13 protein-coding genes and 1 pseudogene are annotated in these 16,196 nt (G+C 59.8%); 9 read left to right on the forward strand and 5 right to left on the reverse strand.

Features of this window, described 5'->3' with window-relative positions; translation table 11 throughout:
- Window positions 1-4: 4 nt before the first annotated feature.
- Window positions 5-121 (reverse strand): annotated as a pseudogene (locus LAB08_RS10010) (hypothetical protein); the annotation flags it as partial.
- 389 nt (window positions 122-510) lie between these two features.
- On the opposite strand from LAB08_RS10010, the gene LAB08_RS10015 reads away from it, so the two are divergent.
- From LAB08_RS10015 to LAB08_RS10040, 6 genes are all read left to right on the forward strand, one after another.
- Window positions 511-2,208 (forward strand): sulfatase-like hydrolase/transferase, encoded by a 1,698-nt coding sequence (locus tag LAB08_RS10015; RefSeq protein WP_096512368.1) that lies wholly within the window; start codon window positions 511-513, stop codon window positions 2,206-2,208.
- A 163-nt stretch (window positions 2,209-2,371) separates the two neighbouring features.
- On the forward strand, window positions 2,372-3,040 hold the full coding sequence (locus LAB08_RS10020; protein WP_096512367.1) for an ABC transporter ATP-binding protein: 669 nt from the start codon (window positions 2,372-2,374) through the stop codon (window positions 3,038-3,040).
- Window position 3,041: 1 nt separating this feature from the next.
- Complete coding sequence (locus tag LAB08_RS10025; RefSeq protein ID WP_096515482.1) at window positions 3,042-5,513, forward strand: ABC transporter permease; 2,472 nt, start codon at window positions 3,042-3,044, stop codon at window positions 5,511-5,513.
- Window positions 5,503-6,576, forward strand: a complete 1,074-nt coding sequence (locus LAB08_RS10030; RefSeq protein WP_096512366.1) for a lipocalin-like domain-containing protein — start codon at window positions 5,503-5,505, stop codon at window positions 6,574-6,576. Before LAB08_RS10025 ends, LAB08_RS10030 begins: the two co-directional genes overlap by 11 nt.
- A 62-nt stretch (window positions 6,577-6,638) precedes the next feature.
- On the forward strand, window positions 6,639-6,881 hold the full coding sequence (locus LAB08_RS10035) for a hypothetical protein (RefSeq protein ID WP_096512365.1): 243 nt from the start codon (window positions 6,639-6,641) through the stop codon (window positions 6,879-6,881).
- A 151-nt stretch (window positions 6,882-7,032) separates the two neighbouring features.
- A complete protein-coding gene (locus LAB08_RS10040; RefSeq protein ID WP_096512364.1) occupies window positions 7,033-7,617 on the forward strand; it encodes a hypothetical protein in 585 nt (194 codons plus the stop codon).
- A gap of 340 nt (window positions 7,618-7,957) precedes the next feature.
- On the opposite strand, the gene LAB08_RS10045 is transcribed toward LAB08_RS10040, so the two are convergent.
- The gene (locus LAB08_RS10045; RefSeq protein ID WP_096512363.1) at window positions 7,958-8,476 is read right to left on the reverse strand and encodes an Hcp family type VI secretion system effector; all 519 of its coding nucleotides are present in this window, start codon (window positions 8,474-8,476) and stop codon (window positions 7,958-7,960) included.
- Window positions 8,477-8,807: 331 nt separating this feature from the next.
- On the opposite strand from LAB08_RS10045, the gene LAB08_RS10050 reads away from it, so the two are divergent.
- Window positions 8,808-9,485 (forward strand): type 1 glutamine amidotransferase domain-containing protein, encoded by a 678-nt coding sequence (locus LAB08_RS10050; RefSeq protein WP_096512362.1) that lies wholly within the window; start codon window positions 8,808-8,810, stop codon window positions 9,483-9,485.
- An 86-nt stretch (window positions 9,486-9,571) separates the two neighbouring features.
- Here the strand turns inward: LAB08_RS10050 and hglS are convergent, their stop codons facing one another.
- The 3 genes from hglS to LAB08_RS10065 all read right to left on the reverse strand — a co-directional run bounded on the left by hglS (window position 9,572) and on the right by LAB08_RS10065 (window position 13,493).
- Window positions 9,572-10,951 (reverse strand): 2-oxoadipate dioxygenase/decarboxylase HglS, encoded by a 1,380-nt coding sequence (gene hglS, locus LAB08_RS10055; RefSeq protein WP_096512361.1) that lies wholly within the window; start codon window positions 10,949-10,951, stop codon window positions 9,572-9,574.
- A 111-nt stretch (window positions 10,952-11,062) separates the two neighbouring features.
- Window positions 11,063-12,019 carry an alpha/beta fold hydrolase gene (locus LAB08_RS10060; protein ID WP_096512360.1) on the reverse strand — a complete coding sequence of 319 codons (957 nt, stop codon included), beginning with the start codon at window positions 12,017-12,019 and terminating at the stop codon, window positions 11,063-11,065.
- A gap of 22 nt (window positions 12,020-12,041) precedes the next feature.
- Entirely contained in the window at window positions 12,042-13,493 is a 1,452-nt protein-coding gene (locus LAB08_RS10065; RefSeq protein WP_096512359.1) for a flavin-containing monooxygenase, read from the reverse strand.
- Between the two features lie 309 nt (window positions 13,494-13,802).
- On the opposite strand from LAB08_RS10065, the gene LAB08_RS10070 reads away from it, so the two are divergent.
- Both LAB08_RS10070 and LAB08_RS10075 read left to right on the forward strand, forming a co-directional pair.
- A complete protein-coding gene (locus LAB08_RS10070) occupies window positions 13,803-14,876 on the forward strand; it encodes a diguanylate cyclase (protein WP_096512357.1) in 1,074 nt (357 codons plus the stop codon).
- Window positions 14,877-15,810: 934 nt separating this feature from the next.
- Entirely contained in the window at window positions 15,811-16,113 is a 303-nt protein-coding gene (locus tag LAB08_RS10075; protein ID WP_096512355.1) for a hypothetical protein, read from the forward strand.
- The last annotated feature ends 83 nt before the right edge of the window (window positions 16,114-16,196 follow it).

A 16,196-nucleotide genomic window follows, 5' to 3' on the forward strand; every position in this document is an offset into this window, starting at 1 on the left:
CGTTTAACTGCTTGATCTTGTTCGGGGCGATGTCGACACATAAGACGCGATGTCCGACATCGGTCAGTGCCGCTGCTTGTATCAGGCCAAGGTAGCCCGTACCCAATACGCTCACGTCCATATTGGCGTGCCTCGTAATACGGTGGAGAGATCAAAAATGGGACTGTCAAAAGGGGTATAGCCCAGCCTTGGCAAACCGTGTCAGCAAACTGACATGTAAGAGAGCTAAGACACCCCCACTTCTGGGGGGCCATTTGCCATCAAAGGCTCGGCCCTGCTGGCTTTACCCCAATTTTTGGGGAACGTTTAGATTTTCAAGAAAGCGATAAACGGTCTTAAGGCTTGAAATACAAGGGCTGTAGGCCCTTTAGTGTGTCAGAATTGAGACGATTTTTTTTTGACGCTTTCCGCTGATTTTTGACGTTTCTTGCGCTTCGATGGCCCGGTGCTAGTGTCAAAAAACGGCCGGCAACCTTTTGGCCGCCGTGGTGGATAACTGGCGTCAAAACAATGAATCGATACCTCAAAGAAATTCTGATAGCTGTCTATTTGATTACCCATTACGACTATTACTTTGGTCGTATCAGTGCGATCGGATTCAGTTTTCCACTGGTGCTGTTTGCCGGCATGTTCGTCGTTTTGACAGTTGCCTTGTTCATGACGGCGTACATTCGACAGACCCTGATTCGTCATCTATTCGCTTTGGCGATGTTTTGCTCGGCGGTGTTCTTTGATGTGTATTCGCGGGTCACCGCCGACTACCTGACCTACAGCAGTTTTGTCTCGCTGGTGTATTCCGGCGGCTTCATCGAAGAAGCGCTGTACCAATACCGTGGTGCAATCATCAGCGGCGTGCTCGGTGGCTTGCTGCTGTTGATCGGCATCGGGCTCAAGCCGCGTCGGCGGATGCCGGTGCCGGGCGCGTGGTTGGTGGCGGCGCCGCTGTTGGGGGTGTTGTTGCTCAGTGCGGTATTGTTCGTGCGTGCCGGGGAGGGCGCGCGGGGTTTGCCATTCATGTATACGCCACTGGCTTACCTGAACCTGTTCGCCTACGAGTCTCTGCACAACACCGTCGGGCCCCGCGAGCCTGTGAGCCTGGCGCGCGTCGAGCAACCGGTGGGTCACGACATTGTGTTGATCATCGACGAGAGCATTTCCGGCAATTACCTGGACATCAACGCTCCGTTCGGCGTGCACAGCACGCTCAAGGAACCGCACCAGGGCGTTGAAATCTTCAATTATGGCTACGCCGCCTCCATCGCCAATTGCAGCGTCGATACCAACGTCACCCTGCGTTACGGCGGCACCCGCGCCGACTATGTGCGAATCAACAGCACACTGCCGTCGATCTGGCAGTACGCGAAAAAGGCCGGTCTGGGCACGGTCTACATCGATGCGCAGCGCACCGGCGGCAATTTGCAGAACCTGATGAGTGCGACCGAGAAAAAGGACATCGATGAGTTCGTGCAATTCGACCAGACCAGCGTGCGCGACCGCGATATGGCGGCGGCGGCCAAGTTGATCGAACTGCTCAATGACGACAAACCGCAGTTGGTGGTGATCAACAAGGTCGGGGCGCACTTTCCGGTGCATGACAAATACCCGGACGGGTTCATGGCCTATCGTCCGACGCTGCCTCGGGGGCAGTTCGTCGAAGTCTCGGACACGGGCGAGCGTAAGGGTTTCAATGGGCAGCCGGACGATTGGGTGCTGTACCGCAATGCTTACAAGAACACGCTGTTGTGGAACGTCGGGGAATTTTTTTCACGGATCTTTGCCCAGGCAAATCTGAGCAACGCCTTGCTGATCTACACCTCGGACCACGGCCAGGACCTGCATGAACGGGGCAATCCCGGATTGAACACCCATTGCGGTGGTGACCCGGTGGAAGAGGAGGGATTGGTACCGCTGGTGGTGATTCAGGGCAGCGGATTGAGGACCCTGGACTGGCAGGCTGCACTGGCCGGCAACAAGGATCGTTCCAGCCACTACAACATCTTCCCCACCCTGTTGCAGTTGATGGGGTACGACCTGGCGGGGGTGGAGGCGGTGTATGGCAAACCGCTGAGCGTGCCGACGGCCGATGATTTCACGTTCAACTATCGGTTCAATGCGCGGCTCGGGGCCAAGCCTGAGTGGAAGCATATTGATTTGAAGAGCATTGTCACGCCGTCGCAGGCGCCTGCCAGTGTGGCAGTGGGGCAGTGAGATTCTGGTCGTCTGATCGGGCCTCTTCGCGAGCCGGCTAGCTCCCACATTGGAACTGAATACTCAGGACAAATGTGGGAGCGAGCCTGCTCGCGAAGAACGATAACGCGGTCGCATTTGCGTCCGCTATCCTAGGCTCACGGTTTTCAATGAGCCCCCCTCCATGCTTGAAGTCCAGGGCGTCTTCAAAAGCTACGCTACCCCACAAGGCCCGTTGCCGGTGCTGCAAGGCGTCGACCTGAGCCTCAGGCCCGGCAGCAGCCTGGCGCTGATGGGGGAGTCGGGCAGTGGCAAAAGCACTTTGCTGCACCTGATCGCCGGGCTGGACAAGGTGGATCGTGGCAGCATCCGCAGCGGTGAACAACGGCTGGAGCGCATGAACGAAGGGCAGTTGGCGAACTGGCGGCGCACGGAAATCGGCCTGGTGTTCCAGCAGTTCAACCTGATCGGCAGCTTGCGGGTGGAGGACAACCTGGCGTTTCAGGCGCGGCTTGCCGGGCGTCATGATCCGCGCTGGCAGGCGCATTTGGTGCAACGCCTGGGATTGGCCGATCTGCTGCGACGTTACCCGGAGCAACTCTCCGGTGGCCAGCAGCAACGGGTGGCGCTGGGTCGGGCCCTGGCCTCGCAACCGAAACTGCTGCTGGCCGACGAACCCACCGGCAGTCTCGATGAAGCCACCAGCGCCGAGGTGCTGAAACTGTTGCTGGAACTGCTCGATGACAGCCCCACGACCCTGTTGATGGTGACTCATAGCCCCAGCGTCGCGGCGCGGCTGGCGGAAAAAGTGGTGTTGCACGGTGGTCGCCTGGCCGGTGTGGACGGGCGCTGAAGTGCGTATTTTTCGCGAAACCCTGCGGGCGCTGCTCAGTCACTGGCGGCAACACCCGGTGCAGTTCTTCAGTGTGCTGACCGGCTTGTGGCTGGCCACCAGTCTGCTGACCGGCGTGCAGGCGCTGAACAGTCAGGCGCGGGACAGCTATGCCCGGGCCAGTCAATTGATTGGCGGCGAACCCCAGGCCAGCCTCGGCACGCCCACTGGCGCAACCTTCCCGCAGCAATGGTTCATTGACCTGCGCCGTGCCGGTTGGCCGGTGTCACCGGTGTTGCAGGGACGACTGACGCTCGAGGGCCATGAGGATCAGCGTCTGCAACTGATGGGCATCGAGCCGGTGTCGCTGCCGGCGGGCGGCTCCGTGGCCGGACAGGCATTGGCCATGGAGCAGGTGGTCGAGTTTTTCACCCCGCCGGGCAGCACCTGGATTTCGCCGCAGACCTTGCAAGCCTTGGGGCTGACGGAGGGCGATCGTCCGCTGGCGGTGAACGGACAGGCATTGCCGCCGTTGCATGTACAGGCGGACATGGCACCGGGTGTGTTGCTGGTGGACATCGGGTTTGCCCAGCGGATTCTCGGTTTACCGGATCAGGTATCGCGCCTGCTGCTGCCCAAGGGTTTCACCGCGACGCTGCCCGAGCCGTTCAAGGGGCAATTGCAGTTCAAGAGCAGTGGCGAAGAAAACAATCTGGCACGCCTGACCGAGAGCTTTCATCTGAATCTCGATGCCTTGGGATTTCTATCGTTCGTGGTTGGCCTGTTCATTGTGCATGCGGCCATCGGACTGGCGCTGGAACAGCGTCGAGGCTTGCTCCGAACACTGCGCGCCTGTGGCGTGAGCGCGCGGATGCTGATCGCCTGCCTCGCTGTCGAATTGGGTGTGTTGGCCTTGATCGGTGGCGTGGCCGGTGTGGTGAGTGGCTACCTGTTGGCCAGCGTGCTGCTGCCGGATGTCGCCGCCAGCCTGCGTGGTTTGTATGGTGCCGAAGTGGCGGGGCAATTGAGCCTGAGCCCGCTGTGGTGGTTCAGCGGCATCGGCCTGAGCCTGCTGGGCGCCTTGTTCGCCGGCGCCAACAGTTTGTGGCGGGCGGCGCGCTTGCCGCTGCTGGCCCTGGCCGACCCCCAGGCCTGGCATCAGGCCCACGCACGCTGGTTACGCCGTCAGGGTGGGGTGGCGGCGCTGGCCTTGGCAATCGCGTTGCTGGCCTTGCTTGGCGGAGACAGCCTGGCCAGCGGTTTCGTATTGATGGCCACGCTGTTGCTGGGCGCGGCACTGGCGCTGCCGGTGGTACTCAACACCGTGCTCAACGGGCTGCTCCCTCGCAGCCGTTCGGTGCTCGGCCAATGGTTTGTCGCCGATTGCCGCCAGCAACTGCCCGCCCTGAGCCTGGCGTTGATGGCGCTGCTGTTGGCACTCGCAGCCAACATCGGCGCCGGCAGCATGACCGCCGGTTTTCGCCAGACCTTCAGCCATTGGCTCGAACAACGGCTGACCGCCGAGCTTTACCTCAATCCGCAAAACCCCGCGCAGGCCCGGGAGCTGCTCACCTGGCTCAAGCAACAGCCGCCAATCACGGCGGTGCTGCCCAGCTGGCAGGTGTCGATCCAGCTGCAAGGGTGGCCCACGGACGTCTTCGGCGTCATCGATCATCCGACCTATCGCCAGCACTGGCCGCTGCTGGAAGCGCTGGGCGACACGCCCTGGGAGCGCCTGGCCACGGACGATGCATTGATGCTCAGCGAACAACTGGCCCGGCGCCTGAAAGTACGATTGGGCGATCACCTGACGATTCCCACGCCCAATGGCCCATGGTCGCCGCGCATCGTCGGGATCTATGCCGATTACGGCAATCCGAAGGGGCACGTGCTGGTCAACGTCAACCATTTGCTGCGCGGCTGGCCGCAATTGACGCCGAGTCGCTTCAACCTGCGCATCGAACCGGCTTCGATTCCCTCGTTCGTGAAGGCACTGCAAGAGCGTTTCGCCCTGGAGGACAGCCGCATCGTCGATCAGGCCCGACTCAAGGGGTGGTCCACGCAAGTGTTCGAACGCACCTTTGCCGCCACCGCCGCACTCAACAGCCTGACCCTCTGCGTGGCCGGGGTCGCGCTGTTCATCAGCCTGCTGACCCAAAGCCAGAGCCGTCTCGGACAACTGGCGCCGCTGTGGGCGCTGGGCGTGACGCGCCGGCAACTGATGCTGCTCAACCTCGGGCAAACCTGGTTGCTGGCGCTGTTGACGCTGGTGCTGGCATTGCCGCTGGGCATAGCGTTGGCGTGGTGCCTGGACACGGTGATCAATGTGCAGGCCTTCGGTTGGCGCCTACCCTTGCGGGTATTTCCGCTGCAATTGCTGCAGTTGATGGGATTGGCACTGGTGGCGACGTTGCTGGCCTCGGCGTGGCCGTTGTACGCGTTGTATCGCACGCAGCCGGCGGACTTATTGAGGACGTTTGCCCATGAGGATTAAGTTCGCCGGCGTGCTGCTGACCTTGCTATTGAGTGGCTGCGATCAATCGGTGCCCGTGGAAAAAGGCTTCGCGGGGATGGGCAATCAAGCGTCTGCGTTCACGCCGGTGGTGCCCGGTCGGGTGTTCGGTTTTCCGGCGGATCACGGCCCCCACGACGGGTTTCGCATCGAATGGTGGTACGTCACCGCCAACCTCAAGGACGAACAGGGCCATGAATTCGGTGCGCAGTGGACGCTGTTTCGCAGTGCCTTGAAAGCCACCCCTGAAGTGGCCGGTTGGGAAAATCAGGTGGTTTGGCTCGGTCACGCGGCGGTGACGTCGGCGACGGTGCATCACGCTGCCGAACGCTACGCCCGTGGTGGCGTCGGCCAGGCCGGTGTCAGCCTGGCGCCGTTCAATGCATGGATCGACGACTGGCGTTTGAGCAGTCAGTCGAGTGACGCCGACCCGCTGGCCGACGTGCAACTGACTGCCCGCGACAAGGCGTTCAGTTATCAACTGCGGCTGACGTCGAATCGGCCGTTGGTGCTGCAAGGGGACAAGGGCTTCAGCCAGAAATCCGAACAAGGCCAGGCGTCGTATTACTACAGCCAGCCGTTTTTCCGGGCCAGCGGCCTGCTGGAGATCGACGGCAAGCCGTATCAGGTCAGTGGACCCGCATGGCTCGACCGCGAATGGAGCAGCCAACCATTGACCGCCAGCCAGACCGGTTGGGACTGGTTTTCCCTGCACCTGGACAGCGGCGAGCAGGTGATGCTCTATCGAATGCGGCAAAAGGACGGTGAACCTTACCTCACCGGTACGTGGATCGACGCCCAAGGCCAGACCCAGTTACTGCACGGCGCCGACATCCGCCTCATCCCGCAAGACACCACCCGCGTTGCCGGGCGCTCGATGCCCGTACGCTGGTCGATCCTGATTCCCGGCAAGCACCTGGACATCGTCATCAGCGCGCTCAATCCCAAGGCCTGGATGGATTTGCGCATTCCCTATTGGGAAGGCCCGGTGCAGTTGAGCGGCAGCCATGGCGGGCAGGGGTATCTGGAAATGACCGGTTATTGAGTCGGAACTCTCGACAGCGCGCCGGCCTCAAAAATCCAGAAGCCCTTTGACCGGAGCCTGCCATGCGCGAAGACCTCACACCGCCCGACCTCGATGCGTGGCAGCGCCTGTTCGAAGACGAGGCTTACTGGCAACAGTCCCCCGACGCTCATTACCAGCAGCTACTGGATCTGGCCGATGACCTGTTGGGGCAGGGCGCCATTGACCTTGAACAATGGCAGGACCTGAAGGCCAGGGCGGAGCAATCCCATATGGATTCACCGGCCATCAACGTGGCCCGGGAAGTCGACGATCCCGAAAGCTGAGGAAAGCGGCAAAAGGCACGGCCAGCGGAGAATCGACGGCACAAGAAACTGCGAAGCGTTCCTGATCAGCGTCTATGCTCATCGGCACGGTCGGCGCTTGATCGCAATTGAGCGCCGTTCGTTGCCATCAATCACAGGGAACGTTCAGCCTATGAAACGTCACGCACTGACCAAAGCCATTACCCTCGCTACCTTGCTGTCTGCGGCCAGCTTCAGCGTCGTTGCCGCCGATATTCCGCTGTCCGCTGTCGTGGAAGCCGATCAGATCTCCACCAAAGTCGTTTCGGTGGATGCGGCCAACCATCAAGTCGTCCTTGAGGGGCCGGAAGGTCGTCAGGCCACTGTGCAATTGACCGAAAAGGCCAAAAACCTCGACAAACTGAAACCCGGCGATCAGGTCGATATCAAAGTCACCCGCGCCGTGGCGGCCTACCTCGATACCGATGTCGACAAGGGCTTGCCAGGCAGCACTGAGCGCACTGGCGAAGTTCGTGCCGCCCCGGGCAGTGCCAACCCAGGGGGGGAAGCCTATCGCCAGGTGAAGGTGCAGCTGAAAATCACCGGCATTGATGTGAAGAACAATCGGGTGACCTTTGAGAACCCGAAAGGACAGTCCAAAACCGTGGATGTAGAACGCCCGGAAGTTCAGGCCAAGTTGAAGGAACTGAAAGTTGGACAGAGCGTTTATGTGACCTACACCGACATACTGACCGTGACCAGCAAACGCGGAAGTTGAGTGCCAGCACTGTTGTTGATTGTTCCTGTACAGCTTCTTGTATAGGAATAATCACTTTTTTATGGACGAACTAGTGAGTTCTATCGGTCTGCAAGAATAATATTCAAGCTAACATGTTATAAAAATGTATCCGCAAATTTCATGTTTTCAGACGCGGACATATTCATTGACTTCAATTAAAATACACCCCGTTCGCCCAGTGTTACGGCTCTTTACCAGTGCATGGATTGCCGAGGCCACTGCACTGGGCGAACACTTTTCAAATGATGGATCCCGCCTTTTTTACCTTAAAAAATACAATCGGCCAGCAATGCTGGCCGATATAAAATGTCGAAAAAAATTAGCCCGCGATCGGGGTGCGCCAATCATCGGAGCCCGAAGTTCCGGCCACTTCGTGAGTCCAGGTAATTTTGCGATAAGTGAAATGTACATCTTGCAAGTGGGTGAAGTGTGAGTTCGCCGGGTCCTGGCAGTTGTGCATATAGTCCTTGATGTCAACGATGATCGCGTCTTCAAGTTTGGTGGTGTAGTAGTGCTCTTGAGTGCCATGAGCCGAGCCGCGATACCACTTGATTTCGACAGTCTTCATGCGTTCGCCGGAAGTCAGTGCCGCCAGCAGCAGTGGTGAGGCCTTGTCGAATACTTTGGTGATTACCACTGCTTTATGGATGCGTTGCCCGGTTGGCTGGCCAGACTGCGGATCACGCGGGATGGTGACTTCATGGCTAAAGCCCTGAACCATTACCTCGTCTTCGTGACCCTCCTGATAGGTATTTCCGACGGAGTCGGCTGTATACGCGCCGGCTGTGATCAGACCTTGTTTCTCGCCGGTGACGGACATGTACGCGGGGGTAGCCATGGATGCTCTCCTTGCTAGAGTTAAGTGAGACTCCCGGAAGGCAGTTGTGCCTGGCGGGGGCCTGACGGTTAACAAGGTCCGTGCCACAAGCCACGAAGCCCCACAAATCAACGGGTCGAGCATTTCCCCGCAAGGTGCTACCCCAGAATCACCCGATATTCGCGCGCAAAGTTGCGCAGCACGTGGCATCGGCTTGCGCACCTGGTGAAAGGCCTTTGCGACCGAACGATCAACCTCGCACCAGGGTCTTACGCCAGGATCTACGCGCAGCTTCTTGCGCATCACGGCAATAGGCCACCCCCGCTAACCCCTGAGATGGAGTGAAGACGACATGAAAATCCTGATGGTTTTAACGTCCCACGATCAATTGGGTAACACCGGCAAGAAAACCGGCTTCTGGCTGGAGGAATTCGCGGCACCGTATTACGCCTTCAAGGATGCCGGCGTGCAGTTGACCCTGGCTTCGCCCAAGGGCGGCCAGCCACCGCTGGACCCGAAAAGCGACGAGCCCGATTTTCAAACCGAGGCTACCGAGCGTTTTCGCAAGGATCCTGCTGCCCAGTCCGCGTTGGCCTCGACCGTCCTGCTCAGTTCCGTGAAGGCCGGTGATTACGATGCGGTCTTCTATCCCGGTGGGCATGGCCCGCTCTGGGACCTCGCCGAAGACAAGCATTCGATCGCCCTGATCGAATCGTTCTACAACGCCGGTAAACCGGTTGCGACCGTTTGCCATGCCCCCGGAGTATTGCGTCATGCCAAGGACGTGAATGGCCAGCCGTTGGTCAAGGGCAAGAAGGTCACCGGATTCACCAACAGCGAAGAAGAAGCGGTGCAGCTGACCAATGTCGTGCCGTTTCTGGTGGAGGACGAGCTCAAGGCCAAGGGCGGGATTTTTTCCAAAGGGCCTGATTGGGCGAGCTACGTGCTCACCGATGGCCTGTTGTTGACCGGGCAGAATCCGGCGTCGTCGCAGGCGGCGGCGGAAGCCTTGTTGGCGAAGTTGAAGTAATCACAAACCCTGTGGGAGCACGGCTTGTCGGCGATGGCGTACGTGAGGTCGCCATCGCCGGCAAGCCGTGCTCCCACAGGTCCGCGTTAGTCCGCCAGTGCGGCAAAACACTGCTCGATCGACCGCCGCTGGGTTTCTGCATACAGCCCCAATTCATCAATGGTCGGCCGTCCCAGCGCCTTTTCGAAGGCTTGCTGGTTGGAATGCACGCCATAGCGGGTTTGCGCGGCGTCCCCCAGGTTTGACTGGAAGATTCCCGCCGCGCTGACCGGCAGGAAGTCTTCGTACACCAAGGGTTCAACCCGCAGATAGCCGCCGCTGACCAGCGCTTCCAGTGGCAAGGTTTTCAGCTCGGCCGCCGCCAGGCCTTTTTCCGTCACGAAGTAGCGAAAGTACGCCAGTTCCTGTTGGCGCATGCCCTCGTATGTGTCGGGAAATTCGCTGAAGTGCTGCACCATCAACGCGTTGTAGCGCGCGGCGTTGGCTTCGTTGGGGAAGTCCTTGAGTTCGTCCCGGGCGGCATTGAGCAAGCGGTCATACAACGCCCGGCCTTTGGGGGTGAGGGCGGCGCCGCGTTGTTCGATCTCGCCGAAGCGGGCACTGTGGCTGCCGCGGGACTCGGTCTGGTCGGTGAAAGCGACCGGCTCGTCGAGTGCCTTGAAGCTGGTCTGGCGCAGCAGGATCGGGCACTGGCGGCGGGGCGGGCCTTCGATCACCGCCTTGGGGGTGATGCCATGAACCGGCATCTGCACCTGGACGATGTCGATGTCCAGGGTGCGGGGTGTCAGGTGGTTGATGTGCGGGCCTTTGAACGCCACGACATCGGCAATCAGCCGATGCTGTGCGCTGAGCGTCCGGTATTGTTCGGCGGTGACCGTGGCGCTGTGGTGCCAGCGGAAGGTTTCCAGCGCCTGTTCGACGAATTCCCCGGCCTCCTGGTCGGTGAGACCGCCCTGGGTTTCGGCGTGGTCAATGAGTTTCAGCGCGGCAGGGGTGAAGATCGACCGCTTGTCCAGCACCGATTGGGCAAACGCCCGCAGTTCCAGGTCTTCGATCAGTTCCAGGCGCAACAGTGAGGTGAACACGCGGAACGGGCTGACCTGCAACGACGCTTCATGCACTGCGCGAAACGCCGTGGAATGCACCGGTACCCCGGCCGGGGTCAGGTCGTAATAACCCACCGGCTGCATGCCCATCACCGCGAACAGGCGGGCGAGGGTCGCCAGTTCAGCCGCGGTGCCGACGCGGATGGCGCCATGGCGTTCAAGGTCAAGGCGCTCGATTTCGCCGGTGCTGTTCAACTGTCGGGCCACTTGCGGATCGCTGTCGAGCACATGACGGTTGGTCTGTTCCACCAGCTCCATCAACGCGCCGTACAGTGGCACTTCTTCGCGGTACATGTCGGACATCGCTTTGGAGAAGCGTTGGCGGATCAGGTCGGGGCTGACGAAGCTCGGGTGATTCATGAACAGGTTTCCTGGCGCGGTGACGTGAAGGATGGGAGAAAAGATCGCAGCCTTCAGCGGCGCCGACAAACGAAGTTTCTGACGAACTTCATTCTGCAAAGGACTGCATCTTCAGTGCAGTCGTTGATCCTGGGGGCTCTCCGAACGCAGCGATGCCAAAAACTCCCGATACAGGCGTGCCGAACCGGCGGGCGCCTCGACCATTGGCATGTGGCCGATGCCTTCCCAGATTTCCACTCGCAGATCGGCAATGCCTTTGCTCCAGATGGCGACGCTGCTGACATCGATCAAGCGATCCTTGCGCCCCCACAACAACAGCGCCGGGGCCTTGATCGCCGGCAGTTTCGGCTCCATCGGCGGGCTGGCGCGAAAATCGCGGAAGATTTCTTCCAGTTCGTCGCGCGACTGTTCATAGCGATGGGCGATGGCGTCCAGTACCACCCGTGGCACCCACGGGGGATCGGCCATGGTCATGGCATAAAAGTATTTGAACTCTTCCCGCGAGTTGATCAGGAACGGGTTGTGACCGCGGAACAAATGGTGTTCCAGATCACTGGGCTCGGGCGAGGCGACGCCCGCCGGGTCAAACAGGGCGACCGAGACAATCCGTTCCGGGTAATTGGCCGCCAGCCAGGCCGCGATGTAGCCGCCCATCGAATTGCCGATCACATGGACCTTCTCGACCCCGCAGACATCCAGCAACTGGATCATGCGCTTGGCCTGCAACGGGATGTCATAGCCGCCACCGGCCTTGAAGCCGGTTTCGCCATGGCCGGCGATGTCGGGGATGATCACCCGGTAGTTGCCGACAAAGTACCGGGCAAAACGCAGCCAGATATTTTTATCCGCGCTGTAGCCGTGAAGCATCAACACATTGCTGGAGGCCTCGTAAGGCCCGCCTTGCCAGGTCGAGACGGTCATTTCGGTGATGGGCACGACAATCTTGTGCAACTTGTACAACCTGGCCTCGGCGGCCACGCTCAAGTCGTACAGCCAATACCCGATGGCCGGGTAGCTCAACCAGCTCCAGGCCGCGAAAACCGCGATAGCGACAACCAGTAAAAGCATCAGGCGTCTTCCTTCTGAAGGATCAGGACAATATGTGATCGGCGGGTTTCAGGGCTCGGGTCATGCGGTGAAAGCTGAAACTGAACCCCGGAAATATGGCAATCACATGACCGCTCTTGCTTTGATACCAACTGTGGCAGCCTCCGGACTTCCACACCGTGCGCTCCATTTCTCTATGGATCATTTCAGTGTAGGTACGTTCTGCCTCGGGGCGTACTTCGATGCTGCGCAAACCTTGTGCTTTTAACGTGCGAATGCAGTCGAGGATGTAGTTCATCTGCGATTCGATGATGAACAGCGCCGACGTGTGGCCAATGCCGGTGTTCGGGCCGGTGACGATAAACAGGTTGGGAAAGTCCGGCAGGCTGGTGCCGAGGTAGGCTCGGGGATACTCGGCCCAGACGTTTCGCAGTTGCGTGCCGTTTTTGCCGGTGACGGGGTAGGAAATCACCCCGTCGGTGGCGTCGTATCCGGTGGACCAGACGATCAGGTCGAGGTCGATGTGCTGGCCGTCCTGCATGACGATGCCGGTTTCGTCGATCTCGGCGATACCCTGTTCGCGGCTGTGCAGCGTGACGTTATGGCGCGCCAGTGCCGGGTACAGCGTGCTCGACAAAATGATCCGTTTGCAGCCGATGGTGTAGTCCGGCGTCAGTTTTCGCCGCAATTCGGCGTCCGGTACCTGGCGCTTGATGAAGCGCAGGGCCTGAAGCTGGACCATGCGCACCGCCGGTTTCGAGTATTTGAAGGCAATCACCCGGGTTTCGAATTGCCAGTAGATCATCCAGCGCAGCAGCTTGTAGGCTGGCTTGAGCCCGAGCAGCCAACGCTGGAAGCGGCCAAAGCTGCGGTCCGGCCGGGGCAACACCCAATGTGGCGTGCGCTGGAACACATGCAGGTGCTCGACATGCGGTGCAATCGCCGGAATGACCTGCGCTGCACTGGCGCCACTGCCGACGATGGCCACGCGCTTTTGCCGGTAATCGTAGGAATGGTCCCAGTCATTGGTGTGAAAGCTCTTGCCTTGAAAGCGTTCCTGTCCCTTGAAGTGCGGCACCACCGGTTGACTCAGCGGCCCGGTGGCATTGATCAGGAACTGGGCGTGAAACGTGCCTTTGGTGGTGTGCACTGCCCAGCGTTTGCCGACATTGTCCCATTCCACGCGCTCGACATTGGCTTGCAGTTCCACCCGGTCGCGCAGGCCGAAGCGTTCCACCACATATCGGGTGTAGCGATGCAGTTCGGCCTGTTCGGCGAACATCTGTGTCCAGCGATAAGGGGCGAAGGACAGTGAGTAGAGCGGCGAGGGCACGTCGACCGCCGCGCCGGGATAGGTGTTCTGGCACCAGGTGCCACCGAAGAAGTCCCGCCGTTCCAGCAGGCGAAAGTCAGTGATGCCGGCCTTGAGCAAATTGACCGCTGCACACTGCCCGCCAAAGCCGCTGCCGATGATCAACACCTGGAAGGTCTGCATGGGCCTCCTGTTTGTCGTTATGGGTCCAACCCTATCTTCATGTATAGCCAAACGGCGGGCCATTGCCTTTGATCTTGTAGGAGCGAGCGTGCTCGCGATGGAGGTCAACGATAACGCGCTCTGTCTGAATGACCGCGTTGTCAGGGCGTTTTTCGCGAGCAAGCTCGCTCCTACAGATACCCAGACAGCCAGATATTGCGGAATTCACGCTGCCCGCCGGTGATGGCTATTTAACGTTACCCTGATAGACTTCCAGCACACCTGTTATCCCCGTGAGATCAGGTTCCGTCCTGTGGTGCAGAGGTCCCAATGGGAAATATGGGAGGAAAAGGACTTTCGTTGGCCAGGAGGCTCTACACATCGCGCACCCTCGGTCTGGTCTTGGGCTTGTTGTGCGTGAGCGTGGCGATGTACCCGTTGAACCCGGCGCCCTGGCTCTGGGGCTTGATGCTGTTCAACGGCTTGCTCTGGCCGCACCTGGCCTACCAATGGGCACGCCGGTCCACGACGCCTTACCATGCCGAGCACCGTAATTTGCTGGTAGACGCCTTCATGGGCGGTTTCTGGGTCGTCGCCATGCACTTCAATCCGCTGCCCAGCGCCACCACCCTGTCCATGATGGCAATGAACAACGTGGCCATCGGTGGTTTGCGTTTTCTCCTGGCGGGCACCGTCGCGCAGATTCTCGGCATGCTCGCCGGATGGCTGATTTTCTTCCCGTTCTTCATCCCTGAAACCAGCCAACTTCAGCTATACGCCAGCTTGCCCTTGATGTGTTTTTATCCGTTGGCGCTGGGTTTGATCTGCTTTCGCCAGGCCCATGCCCTCGGCCGGCAGAAGCGTGAATTACTGGCCCTGAGCCGCACCGACAGCCTCACCGGTCTGCTCAATCACGGTGCCTGGAAGGACCAGCTGGAAGTCGAGTTCCAGCGCTGCCAGCGCCAGCAGCAGGGTGGGGCGATTGCCCTGATCGACATCGATCATTTCAAAAGCATCAACGACACCTACGGTCACGTCGCCGGTGACATGGTGTTGCGGCATCTGAGCAAAATGCTCATGCAGAACCTGCGGGCCACCGATGTCGCCGGCCGTTACGGCGGCGACGAGTTTTGCGTGATCCTCCCGGACCTGCCGCTGAGCAGCGCCGCGGCTGTCATGGAAGCCCTGCGTGATCGATTCGCCACCTTGGGTTACGAGCAAACCCCGGCGCTGAATGTCAGCCTGAGTATCGGCCTGGCGGCCTTCAATCCAAGTCACACCGATGCCACCCTGTGGCTGAACGATGCCGATCAGGCGCTGTACGAAGCCAAGACTACCGGGCGTAATCGTGTTATCTGCTGCGGCGATGGTCGATCACATCGCGAACTGCTCGACCCGGTCTGACGGTTACTGCATTCCTTGTGGGAGCGAGCCTGCTCGCGAAGGCGGCCTGACAGCCGACCTGACTCTCGCGGATGCACCCAATCCTTTGTGGGAGCGAGCCTGCTCGCGAAGGCGGCCTGACAGCCGACCTGTCTTTTGCGGATGCACCCAATCCTTTGTGGGAGCGAGCCTGCTCGCGAAGGCGGCCTGACAGCCGACCTGTCTTTTGCGGATGCACCCAATCCTTTGTGGGAGCGAGCCTGCTCGCGAAGGCGGCCTGACAGCCGACCTATCTTTTGCTGACTGAGTACATATCCATTTCTGCGGTAACGGCCGCTTATGGTTTCGCCCTTACGGCGAGGCACTTTTTTCAAACGCCAAAAAAGTACCCAAAAAGGCTCGCCCCGGCGTCCGGCCCCTCGCCAAGGCTCGGGGTTCCTTCGCTCCGGTATCCATCCGGGGACACTGCCCTCCGGTTGGCTTCGCTGCACCTACATGCAGCGTGTTCGACTGCGTCGAACGGCGCTGCGCGCCACTCCCCGGATGAACACCTCCACTCAGCCTCCCGAAGGGGCGGGTGGATCAAGATCAAAAGCCAGAGCCAGAGCCAGAGCCAGAGCCAGAGCCAGAGCCAGAGCGTAGGAATGTTCGATAATCGGCGCACAACTTTTCAAGACGTTTCCTACAACGTACCCTGTTGCCGCGTTTCGGCATCGACTCCTATAGTTCGGGTTCGCGGAAAACACCGCGAACGACCTTGGCCGGTCGGTTTCAGGAACGTCCAGCGTACCGTCACGTTTCAGGTAATTCTTGTCTGAAACGTTGTGTTATGGCGGCTGTGCGTGGGACACCTTCGGGTGTGCCGGAGTCCTGTACCGGTCGGCCAACCCGCGTACGGCTGCCACCATTCGTTTGGCCGCGAATGGTAGTAGCTTTAACTACAGGAGCTACATCTATGTTCGACCAAGTCATGCCCCGTTACCTCCCCATCGACACTTACGACGCCACCCACCCGGTGCTCTTCATCAACACCCACAAAGAACTCAGTGACATGGCCGCTTGCGCCATGCACCGTTTCACGGTGGTTCGTGATCTGGCGGACACGTTGTCCAGCCTCAATCTCAAAGACATTTCCGATTGTGATCTGACGCGGGTGACGCGCGCCGTGCATTTGCTCATGCGCGAAGGCTGCGCGGTGCTGGATGTGATTCAGGCGAGGGCGTTGCAGCGGGAGGAGGGGTTCAGGGCTACGGTTTAGCGGTGTAATGACTGACGCTTTCGCGAGCAGGCTCGCTCCCATGGTAGATCGGTGTACGCCGTACCATTGTGGGAGCGAGCCTG

This window comes from Pseudomonas izuensis (assembly GCF_002356535.2).
In the GTDB taxonomy this organism is placed as follows: domain Bacteria; phylum Pseudomonadota; class Gammaproteobacteria; order Pseudomonadales; family Pseudomonadaceae; genus Aquipseudomonas; species Aquipseudomonas izuensis.

Excerpts from the sequence above, each read along its gene's own strand:
- LAB08_RS10015 (WP_096512368.1), top strand. The coding sequence starts at position 511 with ATGAATCGATACCTCAAAGAAATTCTGATAGCTGTCTATTTGATTACC.
- LAB08_RS10040 (WP_096512364.1), top strand. The coding sequence starts at position 7,033 with ATGAAACGTCACGCACTGACCAAAGCCATTACCCTCGCTACCTTGCTG.
- LAB08_RS10050 (WP_096512362.1), top strand. The coding sequence starts at position 8,808 with ATGAAAATCCTGATGGTTTTAACGTCCCACGATCAATTGGGTAACACC.
- hglS (WP_096512361.1), bottom strand. The coding sequence starts at position 10,951 with ATGAATCACCCGAGCTTCGTCAGCCCCGACCTGATCCGCCAACGCTTC.
- LAB08_RS10075 (WP_096512355.1), top strand. The coding sequence starts at position 15,811 with ATGTTCGACCAAGTCATGCCCCGTTACCTCCCCATCGACACTTACGAC.
- LAB08_RS10045 (WP_096512363.1), bottom strand. The coding sequence starts at position 8,476 with ATGGCTACCCCCGCGTACATGTCCGTCACCGGCGAGAAACAAGGTCTG.
- LAB08_RS10070 (WP_096512357.1), top strand. The coding sequence starts at position 13,803 with ATGGGAAATATGGGAGGAAAAGGACTTTCGTTGGCCAGGAGGCTCTAC.
- LAB08_RS10060 (WP_096512360.1), bottom strand. The coding sequence starts at position 12,019 with ATGCTTTTACTGGTTGTCGCTATCGCGGTTTTCGCGGCCTGGAGCTGG.
- LAB08_RS10030 (WP_096512366.1), top strand. The coding sequence starts at position 5,503 with ATGAGGATTAAGTTCGCCGGCGTGCTGCTGACCTTGCTATTGAGTGGC.
- LAB08_RS10065 (WP_096512359.1), bottom strand. The coding sequence starts at position 13,493 with ATGCAGACCTTCCAGGTGTTGATCATCGGCAGCGGCTTTGGCGGGCAG.
- LAB08_RS10035 (WP_096512365.1), top strand. The coding sequence starts at position 6,639 with ATGCGCGAAGACCTCACACCGCCCGACCTCGATGCGTGGCAGCGCCTG.
- LAB08_RS10020 (WP_096512367.1), top strand. The coding sequence starts at position 2,372 with ATGCTTGAAGTCCAGGGCGTCTTCAAAAGCTACGCTACCCCACAAGGC.